This window comes from Flavobacterium adiutor (genome assembly GCF_048282555.1).
GTDB lineage: Bacteria > Bacteroidota > Bacteroidia > Flavobacteriales > Flavobacteriaceae > Flavobacterium.
Genome location: NZ_CP182487.1, coordinates 2,396,842 through 2,413,521 on the forward strand (window position 1 = coordinate 2,396,842; position 16,680 = coordinate 2,413,521).

At 33.1% G+C, this 16,680-nt stretch carries 17 protein-coding genes; 5 read left to right on the forward strand and 12 right to left on the reverse strand.

Annotated elements, in window-relative coordinates; translation table 11 throughout:
* Nucleotides 1-51: 51 nt before the first annotated feature.
* Nucleotides 52-2,190, reverse strand: a complete 2,139-nt coding sequence (recG, locus tag ACNC7R_RS10310) for an ATP-dependent DNA helicase RecG (protein WP_417943162.1) — start codon at nucleotides 2,188-2,190, stop codon at nucleotides 52-54.
* 110 nt (nucleotides 2,191-2,300) lie between these two features.
* On the opposite strand from recG, the gene ACNC7R_RS10315 reads away from it, so the two are divergent.
* Complete coding sequence (locus tag ACNC7R_RS10315) at nucleotides 2,301-2,843, forward strand: DUF1697 domain-containing protein (RefSeq protein ID WP_417941007.1); 543 nt, start codon at nucleotides 2,301-2,303, stop codon at nucleotides 2,841-2,843.
* A 60-nt stretch (nucleotides 2,844-2,903) separates the two neighbouring features.
* Here ACNC7R_RS10315 and ACNC7R_RS10320 read toward each other — a convergent pair whose 3' ends face one another.
* The 6 genes from ACNC7R_RS10320 to gcvT form a co-directional block, all read right to left on the reverse strand.
* Nucleotides 2,904-3,767, reverse strand: a complete 864-nt coding sequence (locus tag ACNC7R_RS10320; RefSeq protein WP_417941008.1) for a hypothetical protein — start codon at nucleotides 3,765-3,767, stop codon at nucleotides 2,904-2,906.
* Nucleotides 3,768-3,782: 15 nt separating this feature from the next.
* Complete coding sequence (gene kdsA / locus ACNC7R_RS10325; protein ID WP_417941009.1) at nucleotides 3,783-4,601, reverse strand: 3-deoxy-8-phosphooctulonate synthase; 819 nt, start codon at nucleotides 4,599-4,601, stop codon at nucleotides 3,783-3,785.
* 197 nt (nucleotides 4,602-4,798) lie between these two features.
* Entirely contained in the window at nucleotides 4,799-4,987 is a 189-nt protein-coding gene (locus tag ACNC7R_RS10330; protein WP_417941010.1) for a hypothetical protein, read from the reverse strand.
* Between the two features lie 125 nt (nucleotides 4,988-5,112).
* On the reverse strand, nucleotides 5,113-5,826 hold the full coding sequence (locus ACNC7R_RS10335) for a YebC/PmpR family DNA-binding transcriptional regulator (protein ID WP_417941011.1): 714 nt from the start codon (nucleotides 5,824-5,826) through the stop codon (nucleotides 5,113-5,115).
* Between the two features lie 263 nt (nucleotides 5,827-6,089).
* Nucleotides 6,090-8,120 (reverse strand): carboxy terminal-processing peptidase, encoded by a 2,031-nt coding sequence (locus tag ACNC7R_RS10340; RefSeq protein WP_417941012.1) that lies wholly within the window; start codon nucleotides 8,118-8,120, stop codon nucleotides 6,090-6,092.
* 148 nt (nucleotides 8,121-8,268) lie between these two features.
* Entirely contained in the window at nucleotides 8,269-9,351 is a 1,083-nt protein-coding gene (gene gcvT / locus ACNC7R_RS10345; protein WP_417941013.1) for a glycine cleavage system aminomethyltransferase GcvT, read from the reverse strand.
* Nucleotides 9,352-9,576: 225 nt separating this feature from the next.
* Here gcvT and ACNC7R_RS10350 point away from each other — a divergent pair, with 225 nt between their 5' ends.
* Complete coding sequence (locus ACNC7R_RS10350) at nucleotides 9,577-10,425, forward strand: NAD(P)H-hydrate dehydratase (RefSeq protein WP_417941014.1); 849 nt, start codon at nucleotides 9,577-9,579, stop codon at nucleotides 10,423-10,425.
* Nucleotides 10,426-10,823: 398 nt separating this feature from the next.
* On the opposite strand, the gene ACNC7R_RS10355 is transcribed toward ACNC7R_RS10350, so the two are convergent.
* Together ACNC7R_RS10355 and smpB are read right to left on the reverse strand one after the other, a co-directional pair.
* The gene (locus tag ACNC7R_RS10355; RefSeq protein ID WP_417941015.1) at nucleotides 10,824-11,045 is read right to left on the reverse strand and encodes a helix-turn-helix domain-containing protein; all 222 of its coding nucleotides are present in this window, start codon (nucleotides 11,043-11,045) and stop codon (nucleotides 10,824-10,826) included.
* Nucleotides 11,046-11,130: 85 nt separating this feature from the next.
* Nucleotides 11,131-11,586, reverse strand: coding sequence for an SsrA-binding protein SmpB (gene smpB, locus ACNC7R_RS10360; RefSeq protein ID WP_025571512.1), 456 nt, complete (start codon nucleotides 11,584-11,586; stop codon nucleotides 11,131-11,133).
* A gap of 135 nt (nucleotides 11,587-11,721) precedes the next feature.
* Between smpB and ACNC7R_RS10365 the strand changes: the two genes are divergently transcribed.
* Both ACNC7R_RS10365 and ACNC7R_RS10370 read left to right on the forward strand, forming a co-directional pair.
* Complete coding sequence (locus tag ACNC7R_RS10365; protein ID WP_417941016.1) at nucleotides 11,722-12,360, forward strand: outer membrane beta-barrel protein; 639 nt, start codon at nucleotides 11,722-11,724, stop codon at nucleotides 12,358-12,360.
* 95 nt (nucleotides 12,361-12,455) lie between these two features.
* Nucleotides 12,456-12,686, forward strand: a complete 231-nt coding sequence (locus tag ACNC7R_RS10370; RefSeq protein WP_417941017.1) for a VF530 family DNA-binding protein — start codon at nucleotides 12,456-12,458, stop codon at nucleotides 12,684-12,686.
* A 250-nt stretch (nucleotides 12,687-12,936) separates the two neighbouring features.
* On the opposite strand, the gene ACNC7R_RS10375 is transcribed toward ACNC7R_RS10370, so the two are convergent.
* Nucleotides 12,937-13,047, reverse strand: a complete 111-nt coding sequence (locus ACNC7R_RS10375; protein ID WP_417941018.1) for a hypothetical protein — start codon at nucleotides 13,045-13,047, stop codon at nucleotides 12,937-12,939.
* A gap of 166 nt (nucleotides 13,048-13,213) precedes the next feature.
* On the opposite strand from ACNC7R_RS10375, the gene ACNC7R_RS10380 reads away from it, so the two are divergent.
* Entirely contained in the window at nucleotides 13,214-14,311 is a 1,098-nt protein-coding gene (locus tag ACNC7R_RS10380; RefSeq protein WP_417941019.1) for an IS4 family transposase, read from the forward strand.
* Between the two features lie 32 nt (nucleotides 14,312-14,343).
* Here the strand turns inward: ACNC7R_RS10380 and ACNC7R_RS10385 are convergent, their stop codons facing one another.
* Together ACNC7R_RS10385 and ACNC7R_RS10390 are read right to left on the reverse strand one after the other, a co-directional pair.
* The gene (locus tag ACNC7R_RS10385) at nucleotides 14,344-14,892 is read right to left on the reverse strand and encodes a GNAT family N-acetyltransferase (RefSeq protein ID WP_417941020.1); all 549 of its coding nucleotides are present in this window, start codon (nucleotides 14,890-14,892) and stop codon (nucleotides 14,344-14,346) included.
* Between the two features lie 32 nt (nucleotides 14,893-14,924).
* The gene (locus ACNC7R_RS10390; protein WP_417941021.1) at nucleotides 14,925-16,655 is read right to left on the reverse strand and encodes a sodium:solute symporter family transporter; all 1,731 of its coding nucleotides are present in this window, start codon (nucleotides 16,653-16,655) and stop codon (nucleotides 14,925-14,927) included.
* Nucleotides 16,656-16,680: the final 25 nt, after the last annotated feature.

Here is a 16,680-nt window from a genome sequence, read left to right on the forward strand (position 1 = left end):
TATAAAAATCAGTAATGTAACTAATTTAAAATGACTTGATTTTTATAATGATTAACTAATGTAATTCCAGATGTTTTTTTTCTTGGTTAATTCTATAAAAATGGATTTTAATATTGCATGTTCAGGTTTTTGTAAGGCTCCATCGTCCTTTAAAATTTTTATTGCATAGTTTCGGGCTAAACTCAAGATATCACGGTCACGTACAATATCCGCAATTTGAAGATTTAACACACCGCTTTGTTGTGTTCCCATTAAATCTCCGGGACCGCGAAGTTTTAGATCAACTTCAGCAATTTCAAAACCGTCATTCGTGTGAACCATTGTTTCCATTCGGGTTTTGCTGTCTGAACTCAGTTTATGGCTTGTCATTAAAATACAATAACTCTGCTCAGCACCACGACCAACACGCCCTCGTAATTGATGGAGCTGAGACAGACCAAAACGTTCCGCACTTTCGATAATCATGACGCTGGCATTTGGAACATTTACACCAACCTCTATAACCGTTGTGGCCACCATAATATTCGTTTTTCCTTCTGAAAACCGCTTCATTTCAGCATCTTTATCCGCAGGTTTCATCTTTCCGTGTAAAATTGAAATAGAATATTGGGGCAGCGGAAAATCACGTGAAATACTTTCATAGCCATCCATTAAATCCTTGAAGTCCATTTTTTCTGATTCCTGAATTAATGGATAAACGATATAAATCTGTCTCCCTTTAGCAATTTCATCACGCAGAAACTTCCAGACTTTGAGGCGGTTGCTATCGTATCGATGAACCGTCTGGATAGGTTTTCTGCCAGGAGGCAATTCATCAATTACCGAAATATCTAAATCGCCATATAAACTCATCGCTAGTGTTCTTGGGATAGGCGTAGCAGTCATGACCAAAATATGTGGCGGAATATCATTTTTCTTCCATAATTTTGATCTTTGCTCCACACCAAAACGATGTTGCTCATCAATCACAGCTAATCCTAAATTTTTAAACTTTACTTTATCTTCTAATAAAGCATGTGTGCCAATTAAAATATGTAAAGAACCATTTTCCAGTTCTTCGTGAATAATTTTTCTCGCTGCAGTTTTGGTAGAACCAGTTAATATTTTAATATTGATGTTTAATGTTTTTGCTAATTCAGATAAACCAATAAAATGCTGATTCGCCAAAATCTCGGTTGGAGCCATCAAACAGGCCTGAAATCCATTATCAATTGCTAAAAGCATACTCATAAATGCTACAATCGTTTTTCCGGAGCCTACATCTCCCTGCAATAACCTATTCATTTGAGCATTGCTTCCCATGTCGGTTCTGATTTCTTTGATTACTCTTTTTTGAGCATTCGTCAAATCAAAAGGTAAATGATTTTGATAAAATCCATTGAAGAATTCGCCTACTTTTGCAAAAGGATGTCCTTTTATTTTATGTTTTCGAATGAGATTTTTTGTAATTAATTGCAGCTGAATAAAAAATAATTCCTCAAATTTTAATCGAAATTGAGCTTTCGCCAAAACTTCGGCACTCTTCGGGAAATGGATGTTAAATAAAGCTGCTTTTTTTGAAATTAACTTCATTTCCTCAATTAAGTAAGAAGGAAAAGTTTCAGTAAACAAACCTTGTGTTTCGATGAAAAGCTGTTCCATCAATTTATTTATTGTCCGGTTTGAAATTCCTCTGTTTGTGAGTGTTTCTGTTGAAGGATAAACCGGCTGCATGGCTGATCGAAGACTTTTTTCGTGTTCTTTTAAAAGCTCAATTTCGGGATGCGCCATACTGAATTGATTCCCATACAAGGAACATTTTCCGAAAATTACACAAACTTCATTAAGTTTCAGGCTCTCCCTAATCCATTTATGTCCCTGAAACCAGTTTAAGTCCATTTGGCCTGTATCATCAACAAAAGTAGCCACAAGACGTTTTTTGTTTTTGGCAAATTCAACGGTTTTAATGTGAATTATTTTTCCAATAATCTGAACTTCAGAACCCGTATTTTGAAGTTCGTTTATTTTATAATAACGCGTTCTGTCAATATACCTGTTCGGAAAAAAATTAACTAAATCTCTGTATTTATGAATTCCTAATTCCTTACGAAGCAATTGACCACGACTCGGACCAACGCCTTTTAAGTATTCGATAGGAGTTTCTAGGAGATTATTTGACATTAGTTTTTTAGACTTCTTAGATTTTAGAATTTTATCTTTTAGAATAGCGAAGATAGATTTTAATTGGGAAATTTGAAAATGAGATAATTTGAAAATTAAAGTTTAGAAAATAATATCTTTGGGGAGTAAAATATTTTGAAATGATAACACACTTAGCGCTTTTACGAGGAATTAATGTTTCCGGCCACAATATGATGAAAATGGAAGCATTAAAAACGATGCTGGAAAATATTGGTTTTACGAATGTAAGAACCTATCTGCAGTCTGGGAATGTTTTTGTGGATACCGATGAAGAAAGTGCTTCAAAAGTAGGATTTATGATTAAGCAGGAAATTTTTAAAGTTTTTGGACACGAAGTTCCTATTGTGGTAATTGCAAAAGAAGATTTGGAATTGTGTTTTAAAAACAATCCTTTTCTAAAAGAAAAAGAAGTTGACAGTAAAAAACTTTACGTTGCTTTTGTTTCAATTGTTTTGAAAAAAGAAAACATAAATGATTTAAAGATAAGCCAATTTAAACCAGACGAAGCAAGTATTGACGGTAACAGAATTTTTATAAAATATGCTATTGGTGCCGGAAAAACCAGATTTGATCAAAAATATATTGAGAAAAAACTTAATGTCACGGCAACAATTAGAAACTGGAATACTGTAACGAATCTGCTTAATATTTATTCAGAGTAAAACAAAAAGCAGGTTTCAAATTAAATATGAAACCTGCTTTGATTATGTTGTATTGTAATTTTAAATTCTAAAAATTCCCCCAAAAGCAATAATTCGCTGAAAGAAGAAAAAGTCCTGAAAAGCACTGTCATCATTACTTGCAGTTGTTTTGATATCCTGCATATTGATGTAACCCCCTTTTAGTTCTCCCTGAATATAGAAGTGTTTATAAAAGGTAATATTAATTCCTGCTTTTGCAGAAACTCCATAACCCGAAATGTGAAAATCATCGTGACGTTCTTTTCCTAAAAGTTTGGTGTTTGTTTTAGGATACAAAACTCCACCTCCCAAACCTTCAGTTAAATTAATCTGAACCTTATCAATATTTGGAAGTCTAAACCATTTTGAAATATCATCATGTCTTGAAACTTCTGTGTTTACATAATTTAAACCATCAGTATGTTCGTAAGTTAAAAACGTTTGATCTGTAAAATCGACAGGGTCATTGTTGTAATTTCCGTTATGAACGGAACCTTGATCTGTTAAAGGTAGTCCTATATTACCAGTAACATTCGCAATCTGGTTTTGCGTCATAACATATTTCATGTGGTCAACGCCAATTGCAATACTATAATGATCGTTTATGAAATAACCAAGCCTAAAATTCGTCTGCGGAATTGTCATATTTGCCGGATTAATATAATCAATATGCCATCCTTTAGGTTTGTCATGCGCTTCCATATCGTGGACAGTGAACTCGTAATCTTTTCCTCTGAAGGTTACATCAGATTTTGAGTAGCTTTCTCGGTTACCTCCCCATGAAATAAAAAACTTTCCTTTATTGTGTGCTGTGTATTTGTCTTGTATTGCAATTTCTTCCTGGGCAAATGTATTAACAGCGAAACACATTAAGAAAAAAGGCAAGAATAAAAACTTATTTTTCAATGAATTATAGAAGTATTAAAATGAATTAACTGTTTTTCTGATAGCTACCAATTTGGTCATTAGCCCTTCAAAATAATCTAAGTGAAGCATATTAGCACCATCACTTTTAGCATTTGCGGGATCAAAATGTGTCTCGATAAAAATTCCGTCAACGCCTACAGCAATACCTGCTTTGGCAACGGTTTCAATCATATCAGGTCTTCCGCCTGTAACACCGGCAGTCTGGTTAGGTTGTTGCAATGAGTGTGTTACATCCAAAACTGTTGTGGCATATTGCTGCATCGTTGGGATTCCACGATAATCAACAATCATGTCCTGATAACCAAACATTGTACCGCGGTCAGTCACCATAACATTTTCGTTATTGCAATCTAACACTTTTTGAACTGCATGTTTCATGCTTTCCGGACTCATAAATTGTCCTTTTTTCAGGTTTACTGTTTTTCCTGTGTTGGCAGCGGCTACAACTAAATCAGTCTGACGTACTAAGAAAGCAGGAATTTGTAAGATATCTACATATTGTGCTGCTATATCAGCATCTTCATTCGTATGAATATCTGTTACTGTTGGAACATGGAAAGTTTCAGAAACTTTTCGTAAAATTTTTAGTGCTTTTTCATCACCAATTCCGGAAAAACTATCAATTCTGGAACGGTTGGCTTTTTTAAATGATCCTTTAAATACATAAGGGATCTCAAGTTTTTCGGTAATACCAACTAATTTTTCAGCAATTCTAAGTGCCATTTCCTCTCCTTCAATTGCGCAGGGTCCCGCCAATAAAAAGAAATTACCACTGTCAGTATGCTTAATTTGTTGAATATGCTGTAAGTTCATATCTGTTATTTTTTGACAGTGCAAAGGTAGTCAGGATTTGCGATTTACAGATGAAGATTTGTAATTATTTTGAGCATTCGTCTTAATTTTTGATTAAAATTATCCTAATGTAAATAACGATTAAATTTAAAATCTTTAGAAACTAAAAATGCAAAAAGCCTTTTGAATTATAAAAGGCTTTGAATGAAAAATATTTTTTAACGATGACCATGTGCATGTGATTTAGCACTTTTTTCTCCTGATATTTTTTTGGCCTGACCAGGAGGCATTTTTTTCGAATTGTGGTGTGAATGATTATGTTGCACGGTACATCCTAACATACTTACAATTACAAACAATATTACCATAATTATCACGGCAATTTTAGTGTACTTGGAATTTTTCATAAGGTTATTTTAAATTTGGAACTGCAAATATAAGGGATGACTGGCTATTTTATTAAATTCCTAATTTGTTTAAAATCATTATAAACTAAAAGCCCTGGAAAACCAGAGCTTTTAGTTTTGAAGAATTACTGTTCCTTCATGGTGTGATAGACGTTCATTACATCATCATCTTCTTCTATTTTTTCAATCAGTTTCTCAACGTCAGCTATTTGTGCTTCTGTTAATTCTTTTGTGATTTGAGGAATACGTTCAAAACCTGAAGATAAGATTTCCAGCCCTCTGTTTTCTAATTCTTTTTGCAGAGCTCCGAAACTTCCAAAAGGAGCATATATTAGAATTCCGTCTTCGTCTTCAAAAACTTCTTCGGCACCAAAATCAATTAGTTCTAATTCTAATTCTTCGGCATCAAGACCGTTATTAGCAATTCTGAAATTACAAGTGTGGTCAAACATGAACTCAACAGAACCCTGAGTACCCATAGTACCGTTGCATTTATTGAAATAACTGCGTATATTGGCTACTGTTCTGTTATTGTTGTCAGAAGCTGTCTCAATCAAAATGGCTATTCCGTGAGGAGCATATCCTTCGAACAAAATTTCTTTGTAGTTGGCAGTATCTTTATTACTTGCATTTTTGATAGCACGCTCCACATTTTCCTTAGGCATGTTGGCAGCTTTAGCATTTTGTATAACTGCTCTTAATCTAGAATTGGCGTCTGGGTTTGGTCCGCCTTCTTTAACAGCCATAACGATATCTTTACCAATTCTGGTAAATGTTTTGGCCATCGCTGACCAACGTTTCATTTTTCTTCCTTTTCTAAATTCAAACGCTCTTCCCATTTCTAATTTTTAGTTTTGTGATGCAAAAATACGGTTATTACTTATTTTTCCAAAATCAAATTATATTCTTTTTAAAATTATACTTTATTTTAAAATTATACTTTATAGTTTTTTAAAATAAAAAAATCTATGTTAAGCAACTGAATCTTATTGTATGATTAAAACTGAAATATGAATCAATAGACATATGTATTGCTTCTCAATGTTTTTGTTTTTAAATAAGCTTCAAATAATAGCAATTTGTAATTTAGAGAATCTGAAATTTATTTCGAAGTATTAAATTCATTAATAATATTTACGGCTTCGTTTAGGTAAGGATTGGTTTTAAGATTATCAATTTTATACTGATTTATTGTTTTTTCAGCGGGATACACACCAAGCAAGAATTGATTTATAGTTGAATTATATACATCTAACGGATTATCTGTGTCACTAAATGCATTAATTTCCTTCCATAATTTTTCTCTAATAATTTTTTGCTCAAAAATTGAACTCAGTGTCATTGGTACTTCAGTCTTTGGTGTATTTATCATTTCGTCAATTTTGGAATTTATTTCTCTGATTTGTTTGAAATAGAAATTGTCAGCTAATCTTGCCAAACTGTTTTTGGCAATTTTATCAATTAGATTTCTTTTTACATAAGGCTTGTATTTTAATGAAATGGCAATACTGTCGTTTTGAAGGGCAGTTGGAAAATTGCTTTCTTTTTGAAAGACATTTTCATAAAATTCGGGAAGAATAACATCTGGTTTAACTCCTGTATTTTGATGACTTTTACCCGTTATCCTGTAAAATTTATTAATACTTATTTTTAAAAAATCGGTGGTGGTATTTTCATCAAGAGGAATAATTGTTTGCATGGTAGCTTTTCCTAATGTATTACTGCCTAACAATAAAGCACGGTTGTAGTCCTGTAAAATGGAAGCAAAAAATTCACTGGCAGAAGCAGTATTACTGTTTATTAAAATTACTATAGGTCCTTTATAGATCAGACCTTTGTACGGATCGTTTATTACAGTTCTGTTTTGTTTATTATCTATAACAACAGAAAGTGGTCCGTAATCGATAAACATGCCGGATAGCCTAACGGCTTCCTCCATAGAACCACCGCCATTATTAATGAGGTCAATTACAAGACCTTTTATGTTGTCTCTCTCAAGTTTGATAATCTCCCGCGCTACATCATCAGCACAGCCTTTACGGTTATTTTGATCCAGATCAGCATAGAAGCTGGGAATCTTGATATATCCAATTTTGCTTTCTTTGCCAATGATGAAACTATAAACAGAGTTTTCTTCATCTTTCATTATTTGCTTTTCGATATAAACTTCAAAATCTTTACCGGAGTTTCGTTTTAAAGTAAGTGTAATCTTCCTATTAGACTCAGATAATATCATACTTGAAACAGATTCTAATGATGCACATGAAACTTGTAAAGTCTCTTTTTGATTTGAAACTGAAACAATCTGGTCTCCTTTTTTTATCTGTCCCGTTTGAAATGCAGGACCATTTGGGTCTAATTCATCAATAATGATTTCATTTTTCTCATTTAACTTTAAACTCATTCCTAATGAAAAATGTTCTTTCGATAAAGATGCTACAAAACTGGACTTAGAATCATCGCTAAAATACGTTGTGTGTGGATCAAAGTAGGTACAAAAAAAGTTGTAAAGGTTTTCCTTTTGTGTATCTTTTCCTTCTAACAGTGTATTTATCCTGCAGATTTCGTTTGATAAAATACTAGTTCTCGATTGTAATTCAATTGATTTGAAATTTAATTTAAGAGAATCCAGATTATCACTTTTTTCAACGATATCATCCAGAATTTGATAACGGAGTTTTTTGAGCCATATTTTCTCTAAATCTTCTTTTTTGAGATAAAATTTAAATGCTTTTTTATAAAAACGGATAGTGTCCTTTTTATTGTAATCAATTGTTCCGGTCTGAATTTTTTCTAAAACAGCTTTAGTGCGCAGAAGTCCATTTCTGTATTTGTTCGTAATATCAGACAGGAAACTGCAATCGCCCTGTAATATAAAATCGTCTATATTGAGTCGATATTGTTTAGACATTTCATCATATTCTGATTTGAAAAAGATATTTCTGGACGGATCGAGTTCATCCATTAAATTATCAAAAACATAAATTGATAAACTATCATCCAATGGTTTTGGTCTAATGTGTTCGTTTTGAATAAGGTGATTTATTTTGGTAAGTATTTCGCATGTCTTGTCACTATTTTGAGAAAATAGAGTGTTTGTAATAAGAAGAAATACCGATATTATCTTTTTCATATTTTGAATAATTCCAAAATTAAATTTACACTTAATTTCTCATTAATTGTTATACTTTTCCCAAATATTCTTATATCAAAACGGTTATTCAAAAAAAAATGCATCACAATTAAGCAATGCATTTTTTGACAGTATTTAACTGAAATTTTTATTTTTTGTAAAAAGGTAATTTTACCACCTTGGCTGCAACATCATTTTTTCTGATTCTGATAAAAATATCGCTATCGACTGCGCTGTTGGCAACTGTAACATATCCCAGACCAATACCTTTACCCATAGAAGGAGACATAGTTCCCGAAGTCACAACTCCGATTACAGATCCGGAACCATCTACAATCTCATAATCGTGTCTTGGTACCGCTCGTTCCTGCATTTCAAATGCGACTAATTTTTTGGTAACTCCCGCTTCTTTTTGTTTTTTAAGGGCTTCAGAATTTGTAAAATCTTTAGAAAATTTAGTAATCCATCCTAAACCAGCTTCCAGTGGAGAAGTAGTGTCATTGATATCATTTCCATATAAGCAGAATCCCATTTCCAGACGCAAAGTATCACGAGCTGCCAAACCAATTGGTTTAATTCCGTATGGAGCCCCGGCTTCAAAAACTTTATTCCAGATTTGTTCTACTTCGCTGTTTTTGCAGTAAATTTCAAATCCGCCAGAACCGGTGTATCCTGTAGCAGAAATGATTACATTTTCAATTCCTGCAAAATCGCCTACTTCAAAATGGTAATAGGTAATCGCAGATAAATCAACAGAAGTCAGGGACTGCATTGCTTCAACTGCTTTTGGCCCCTGAATGGCTAATAATGAATAATCATCTGAGAGATTTTTCATATCAACCCCCAAGTCGTTGTGAGACGAAATCCAGTTCCAGTCTTTTTCAATATTCGAAGCATTAACGACTAACAAATATTGTTCTTCCTTCATCTTATATACAATCAGATCATCCACAATTCCGCCTTCATTATTTGGAAGGCAAGAATATTGCGCTCTTCCAATGGTCAAAGTTGATGCGTCATTTGAAGTCACTTTCTGAATCAAAGCTAAAGCATTAGGTCCTGTCAATAAAAATTCTCCCATATGTGAAACGTCAAAAACCCCCACACCGTTACGAACTGTTTCGTGTTCAGCATTTACACCTTCGTAAGTAATTGGCATATTGTAACCTGCAAAAGGAAGCATTTTTGCTCCTAAACCTTCATGTATGTGCGTAAGCGCAGTATTTTTCATTGTATAGAGATATAAAAATTGTTTTGCAAATCTATTCAAAAAATGTCGAATATGAATGGCTTAAATTGTAAATTTCGCAATAATTTGGAGCTGTTTCCTGTTATTCGCTATATCTTTTTATTTTTTAAAAAGGATGTCGCTGCTACCAGGGCTAGGGCAAATTGGTACAAAGAATATCCGTGATTCGATTTTTTTAATGTAATTTTAATATATAACAGAATTACCATGAAGTCTCCATATTTAATGACAAAAGAGAAAGTTTTAGAATTTTACAAGCCTTCAAATCCATTCACACACAAAGGATTGCAGGGACATGCGGTAATCATTGCCGGAAGTTATGGCAAAGTAGGAGCCGCAGTTCTGGCTTCAAAAGCCTGTATCAAATCGGGTTGTGGTCTTGTAACGACTTTTACTCCCAAATGCGGTTATCAGATTCTTCAGATTTCAATTCCTGAGGTCATGGTTGTCACGGATGAAAATGTAAACTTTATAACTAATATTCAGTTGCCTTTGCTTCCAAAAGCAATTGGTATCGGTCCGGGAATAGGGAAGGAGTTAGCAACACAAAAAGCTTTATTTGAATTTTTACGAACGAATAAAACTTCTTTAGTGCTGGATGCAGACGCTTTAAATATACTTGCAGAAAACGAGGCATGGCTCGAATTAATCCCTGAAAACACCATTTTGACTCCACACCCAAAAGAACTCGAACGTTTGATTGGCAAATGGAATTCTGAATCTGAAAAGTTTCGAAAAGCAATCACTTTTTCAGAGCATTATAAAGTGATCATTGTAATGAAAGGAGCTCCAACTTACATTATCAGCCAGACGAAAGTTTATCAAAACACAACCGGAAATGCAGCATTGGCAACTGCTGGAAGCGGTGATGTGCTTACCGGAATCATAACCAGTTTACTGGCACAAGATTATGTACCTGTTCAGGCAGCACAATTAGCAGTGTTTCTTCATGGATTAACAGCTGATATGGCTTTGCCTCAAACTGGTTATCAGTCTTTTATAGCATCGGATATCATTGAAAATCTTGGAAAAGCATTTTTGAACCTTGAAAATTAATCTCGTTTATTCATTTTTTAGATATTTTCTAATACTTCTTTTAGGATTTGTGTAATTTACAATTTACAGGTGTTCCCTCGTACTTTTACCCCAAATTGTCAAAACTTCGTTAATCACCATTTCTTTTTCTTTAAGGGTCATGGTATTCCCATCTATTCGGTTGCTTTCAAAAGGTATATTCTAATTCGGATTTTTGTAAAATTTCATCAAAATTGCCTTGGGCAGACGAATCTAGTTTTGCTTTCAGAAATTCAATTTCCTGCAGCATTTTTTCTAAAGCACCTGATACTTTTATTTTTGATACCGATTTTTGATAGATGAAGCTCTTGTTCGGCTGCAGCAAGTGCTCTTAAAGCAGACTCATCATCTCCAATTTCGTATAATTTTTTTTCTTTTAACTATGCAATCATCAAAGTTTCATGATCAATTTCTAAAAGTGTCGATAATTTTATAATCTGGTCTTTTGTTGGTTTTCGAAGACCGCTTTCAAATTTACTGATTAAAGCCTGATCAATGCTTACTATTTGTGCAACTTCACGGGTTTTTAGTCCCTTTTGTTCGCGCGCATTTTTAAGAAGCGATTTCATTTCAAAAAGAATTTTCCTGACGTAATTTGTCATGAAATTTAAAATAAAAAAAGCAATAAATGAATATTACTTTCTTAGAATGGTTTGTATTAAGAAACGATAATTTACAAAAAGGGTATTAATTAAACGCTTTCTTTATGCGGTCTAAGTCACGTTTTGTATCCTGTTCTTTTAAGGATTCACGTTTGTCATAATTTTTCTTTCCCTTACAAAGCCCAATTTGAAGTTTTGCAAGTCCTTTTTCATTCGTGAACAGTTTAAGAGGCACAATAGTTAATCCTTTTGCCTGCACACTTTTCTGAAGGTTTTTTAATTCTTTCCGATTCAGAAGCAGTTTTCTTTCGCTTCTTGATTTATGGTTAAACTGATTTCCAAATGAATATTCTTCAATGTATGTGTTAATAGCGAAAAGTTCATTATTACTGAACTCACAGAAGCTTTCGGTAATATTAGCCTTTCCTAATCGGATTGATTTGATTTCAGTTCCTGCTAAAACGATTCCGGCAGTGTAGGTATCGATTATTTCATAATCAAACCTGGCTCTTTTATTAAGTATATTGACTGATTTTAACATGATGCAAAAATAAGTAAAATTGTAAACTTTGACGCGCTTAAATATAATTAAAGTTTTTTTTAATCTATGATTTTAATCATTCCTGTCCCAAAAGGTTCCCCATAAGTTTGTCATGTAATTAATAAACATAATAACATGAAAAAAATTGTAACATTAGTGAGTATAGTGTTAATTGGTTTAACCGCTAAAGCTCAGGAGGGAAATCAGGGACTAAAAGGAACATGGTTCGCAACTTCACAGTTTGGCTATCAGCAGACCAAAATGGCTGATGAAAAAAACACAAGTTTATCTGTATTGCCAATTGTTGGTACATTTGTAACTCCATCTGTGGCTGTGGGAGCAGGAGTTGGATACATCAATATTAAATCCGAATCAGATGCAGGTACAGCTGCCAAAACGGATCTAATTGTTGTTCAGCCTTTGGTAAGAAAATATTGGAATGTAGCCGGTTCACTGTATTTCTTTGGACAGGCTGCTTTGCCGGTAATTACCGGAAAAGAAAAGGAAAGTGAGTTAAAAGTAAATCAGTTTGGGTTATCTGTATCAGGAGGTTTTGATTATTTTATAACTAAAAACTTCTCAGTTGAATTTTCTTATGACTTAGCCAATTTTACAACCACAACTCTTGAGCCTAAAAATGGAGACAAAACCACAGTTACTAATTTTGGACTAGCGCACGTTGCAAATGTTGATCCGTTTTACAACACGGCTCTGGCAGGAAGTAATCCAAACCTGACATCACCACTTTCTTTTGGATTTAAGTTCTTATTCTAAGAATTAAATGAATTGTTTTGAATCAATTCGTTAATTTTGCACAAAGGCCGTACTTTTTAAGCGCGGTCTTTTGTTATTTATTTAAAAATATAAACATGGAAATCAAATCTAAAGACCCGCTTCACGGAATAACACTTCAGAAAATTGTTGAAACGCTTGTAAATTATTACGGTTTTGATACTTTAGGCGAATTAATTCCGATCAAATGTTTTAATGAAAATCCTAGTGTAAAATCCAGTCTGACATTTTTAAGAAAAACAGATTGGGCGAGAAAAAAAGTAGAAAATTTATATATTAAGTCACTTTCTAAATTTCCTGAAAATTAATTTAGTTGGTAAAAAATCATAAGACCACCTCAATAAGGAATCCATTCGCCACTTTTATTTCAGTTTTTTATATTTTCGTAGCTTCTGTTGTGTCATCATTACAGCGGCCTTTGTAAAATTCCTGATGCCAGTCACCCCTTAAAAAAATATCCAATAAAATTTTTTCACTGCGTTTTTTGCCATATCCAATAGGGGGCTCCTAATTTCTATATTCTACCCCTTTTTCGCACATGTTACTATCCTAATATCCCTATTTTTGGAGTTCATAACGATCAAAACTTATGTACCTTTCCGCATAAAAAACATTGTATTTTTCTTTAAAAAGATAACGTATTTCCGGAGTGTAACTCATAAATTTCATAGGCTTTTTGTTATCAAATGACTCCCAAATAACGTATTTACAAATAATAACTTTAGTACATGACAAAATTATATTTTGCTAAAAATCAATAATATACAGGTTAATTAATTTGCAAAAAAGACTGATATTTCGTACATTATAGAATTATTACGACATAATTTTTATAATGAAGAATACCAGTCTTGAGGGTAAAGATACAGAGCTTATTTCAGTTTTACAAGGTCATTTCAAAGGGAAACTCAATTTAGCAAGGGTCAAGCTCATTTGTTTATTTATAACGGCTTTATGCAAAATAAAAACAGTTAATTATGATAGGTTAGCATCGGGATTTGATACAACCGCCAATAAAAATAGCTCTTATAGGAGGGTTCAAAGATTCATGAAGGAATTTGACTTTCCTATGAAAATAGTTTCTTCTTTGATATTCAATATATTACCGGTAAGATGCGATTTGGTATTGGTCTTAGATAGAACCAATTGGAAGTTCGGAACTAAAAATATCAACATTCTAATGTTAGGAGTCAGTTATAAAAATGTTGCATTTCCATTGATGTTCAAAATGTTGGATAAACGAGGAAATTCAGATATACAAGAGAGGATTGATTTAATCAAAACCTACATAGAATGGTTCGGGAGGCAAAGTATAGATTGTCTCTTAGCTGATAGAGAGTTTGTTGGGGATAAATGGTTAGAGTTTCTAAACCAAAACAATATTAGGTATTATATTAGAATCAGAAATAATTTCAAAATTTATTCTTATCAAAAACAGGAAGAGATTAAGGCTTTTTGGTTATTCAATAATTTAAAAATAGGCGAGTTTTACCACTATCCGAGAATTGTGGAGTTACATGGTCAAAAATGCTATCTTTCTGGGAGCAAGACCATTGCTAGGGATGGAAAAATAGAATTTTTAATTATTGTATCATTCGATAAACCAGAACAAGCAATGGTTTATTATAAACGAAGATGGCAAATTGAAACTCTTTTTAGAGGTTTAAAAAGTAGTGGTTTTAACATAGAAGACACACATGTGACGGATTTAAAAAGATTAGAAAAACTATTTTCTCTAACAATGATTGCTTTTGTATGGTGTTATAAAATTGGCGACTATTTGGATGAATGCATCCAGAAAATAATAATAAAAAAACATGGCAGAAGAGCAGTAAGTATTTTCAAGTATGGATTAGATTATTTGTCAAAATTTCTTTTGACAGGATTTAAATCTTTGGAAAACAATATGTTTTGCTTTTTGTCATGTACTTAAAATAATAACTTATAAAATTTTCATGTAGAAAATTAGCTGTTTAATAACGAGTAAATCACTTTATCTAAAAACTTACCTTCATAAAACTGGGCTTCTTTTAAATGGGCTTCTTTGACAAAATTGCATTTTTGTAAAACTTTTTCAGAAGCAAAATTTTCAGGATCAATTACGGCTTCAATTGAGTGGAGTTTTAAATCATCAAAGCCATAAGAAATTAATCGTTTTACTGCCTCAGTAATAATTCCTTTTCCATGAAATTCAGGAAGTAACATATAGCCAATTTCTGCTCGGTAATTTTCAGGCTGCAATCTGTAGAATCCTATAATTCCTAAAGTTTTAGGGTTGTTTTTTAAAGTAATTCCCCAATTGATCCCTTCATTTGCCACGATTTTTTCTTCAATCATTGCGATATGTCCGAGAGCATCTTCTGTCGATTTAACTAAAGGTCTTGGAATATATTTCATGGTTTCCGGATTTGATCGCAATTCAAAAACTTCATTTACGTCATCATCTGTAATTCGTTTTAAAATTAAACGCTCGGTTTCTATGACCGGAAAAGGGGTGAAGTTGAAGTTTAGCATAAAAAAAGGGTATACGAAGTTTTAATTTCGAATTAAGATTCATTTAATTCCGTATTATTATTTCTGTAGAAAACAATTTGTATGAACAGTGATAATAAGATAGTCAGGATTGCACCAATAAAATTTAGCCATAAATAGCCTAATTTTTCCTGACCACTCGGGTAAATATAAATCATAAAATAATAAATGATGAAAATTGTTAACTGGCTGATAATTGCACTGCTGAACATCGACTTTGCCTGAACACGGCGCATATAAAAACCAACAAGAAAGATACCCAGGACAGTTCCGTAAAAAATGGATCCAATGATATTTACCAACTGAATTAAATTTTCAAACAATGTTCCTACACAGGCAAAAAGTATGGCAACAATTCCCCAAAAAAGGGTGAAGAATTTGGTAGCATTGAGGTAATGTTTTTCAGATTTCTCTTCTTTCAGATTTCGCTTATAAATATCAATCGCAGTTGTTGATGCTAATGCGTTTAATCCGGAAGCAGTTGATGACATAGCAGCCGAAATGATTACTGCCAGTAATAATCCAATAAGTCCTTTTGGCAAATAATGTAAAATGAAATGGAAAAACACATAATCTTTATCATTTGTTTCACTATTGCTGTCGGCTTTAGAAATGATTTCTTTCGCGCGGTCACGCAAATCTTTTTCTTTATTAGACAATGTGACTAATTCTTTTCGAAGAATAGGATTGTCATAATCCTGATTCAATTGTTCGATATACAAAAGGTTGATTACTTTTTTATCTTCAGAAAGCTTGTTTAACTTAACTTCCAGAGCATGGTATTCCTCTTTAAAAGCAGATTTTTCAATAATAATTTTATTATTTGGATTAAAATTTAAAGGAACAGGATTGAACTGGAAAAATACAAAAACCATAACTCCTGTGAGCAATATAAAAAACTGCATTGGAACTTTTAATAGTCCGTTCATAATTAATCCCATCTGACTTTCCTTAACGGATTTACCCGACAGATAACGTCCTACTTGTGACTGATCTGTTCCGAAGTAGGCAAGCATAAGGAAAAAACCACCTGTGATTCCGCTCCAGAAAGTATATCTTTCTTCCGGATCAAAAGAAAAATCCACAATATTCATTTTATCATTAGCACCGGCTATATGCATGGCACTTGAAAAGGTCATATCCTGTGGCAAATAATGCAGAATCAGAAAGAATGTGATAAACATCCCGGACATAATCACGAACATTTGCTGCTTCTGCGTTACGTTAACTGCTTTTGTTCCTCCAGAGAATGTATAGAATATAACCAGAACACCAATAAAGATGTTCATCAAAGTTAAATTCCAGCCTAACAGAGTGGATAATATAATTGCCGGGGCATAAATAGTCAGACCGGTTCCTAATCCTCTCTGTACAAGGAATAAAATAGCCGCCAGTGAGCGTGTTTTTACATCAAATCGTTTTTCCAGAAATTCATAAGCTGTAAATACTTTGTTTTTATGGTATAAAGGAATAAAGGTCACACATATCACAATCATGGCAATTGGGAGTCCAAAATAAAACTGTACAAACCCCATTCCATCGTGATACGCTTGTCCTGGTGTAGATAAAAAGGTTATGGCACTGGCCTGCGTTGCCATTACAGAAAGCCCAACGGTGTACCATGGAGTTTCATTATTCCCTAAAATAAAGTCTTCGACATTTTTGCTTCCCCTGGTTTTCCATGATCCGTATACTACAATAAACAAAAGGGTAACAATAAGTACAATCCAGTCAAATAGCTGCATAAGTTATGAGTATAATTGCATGATT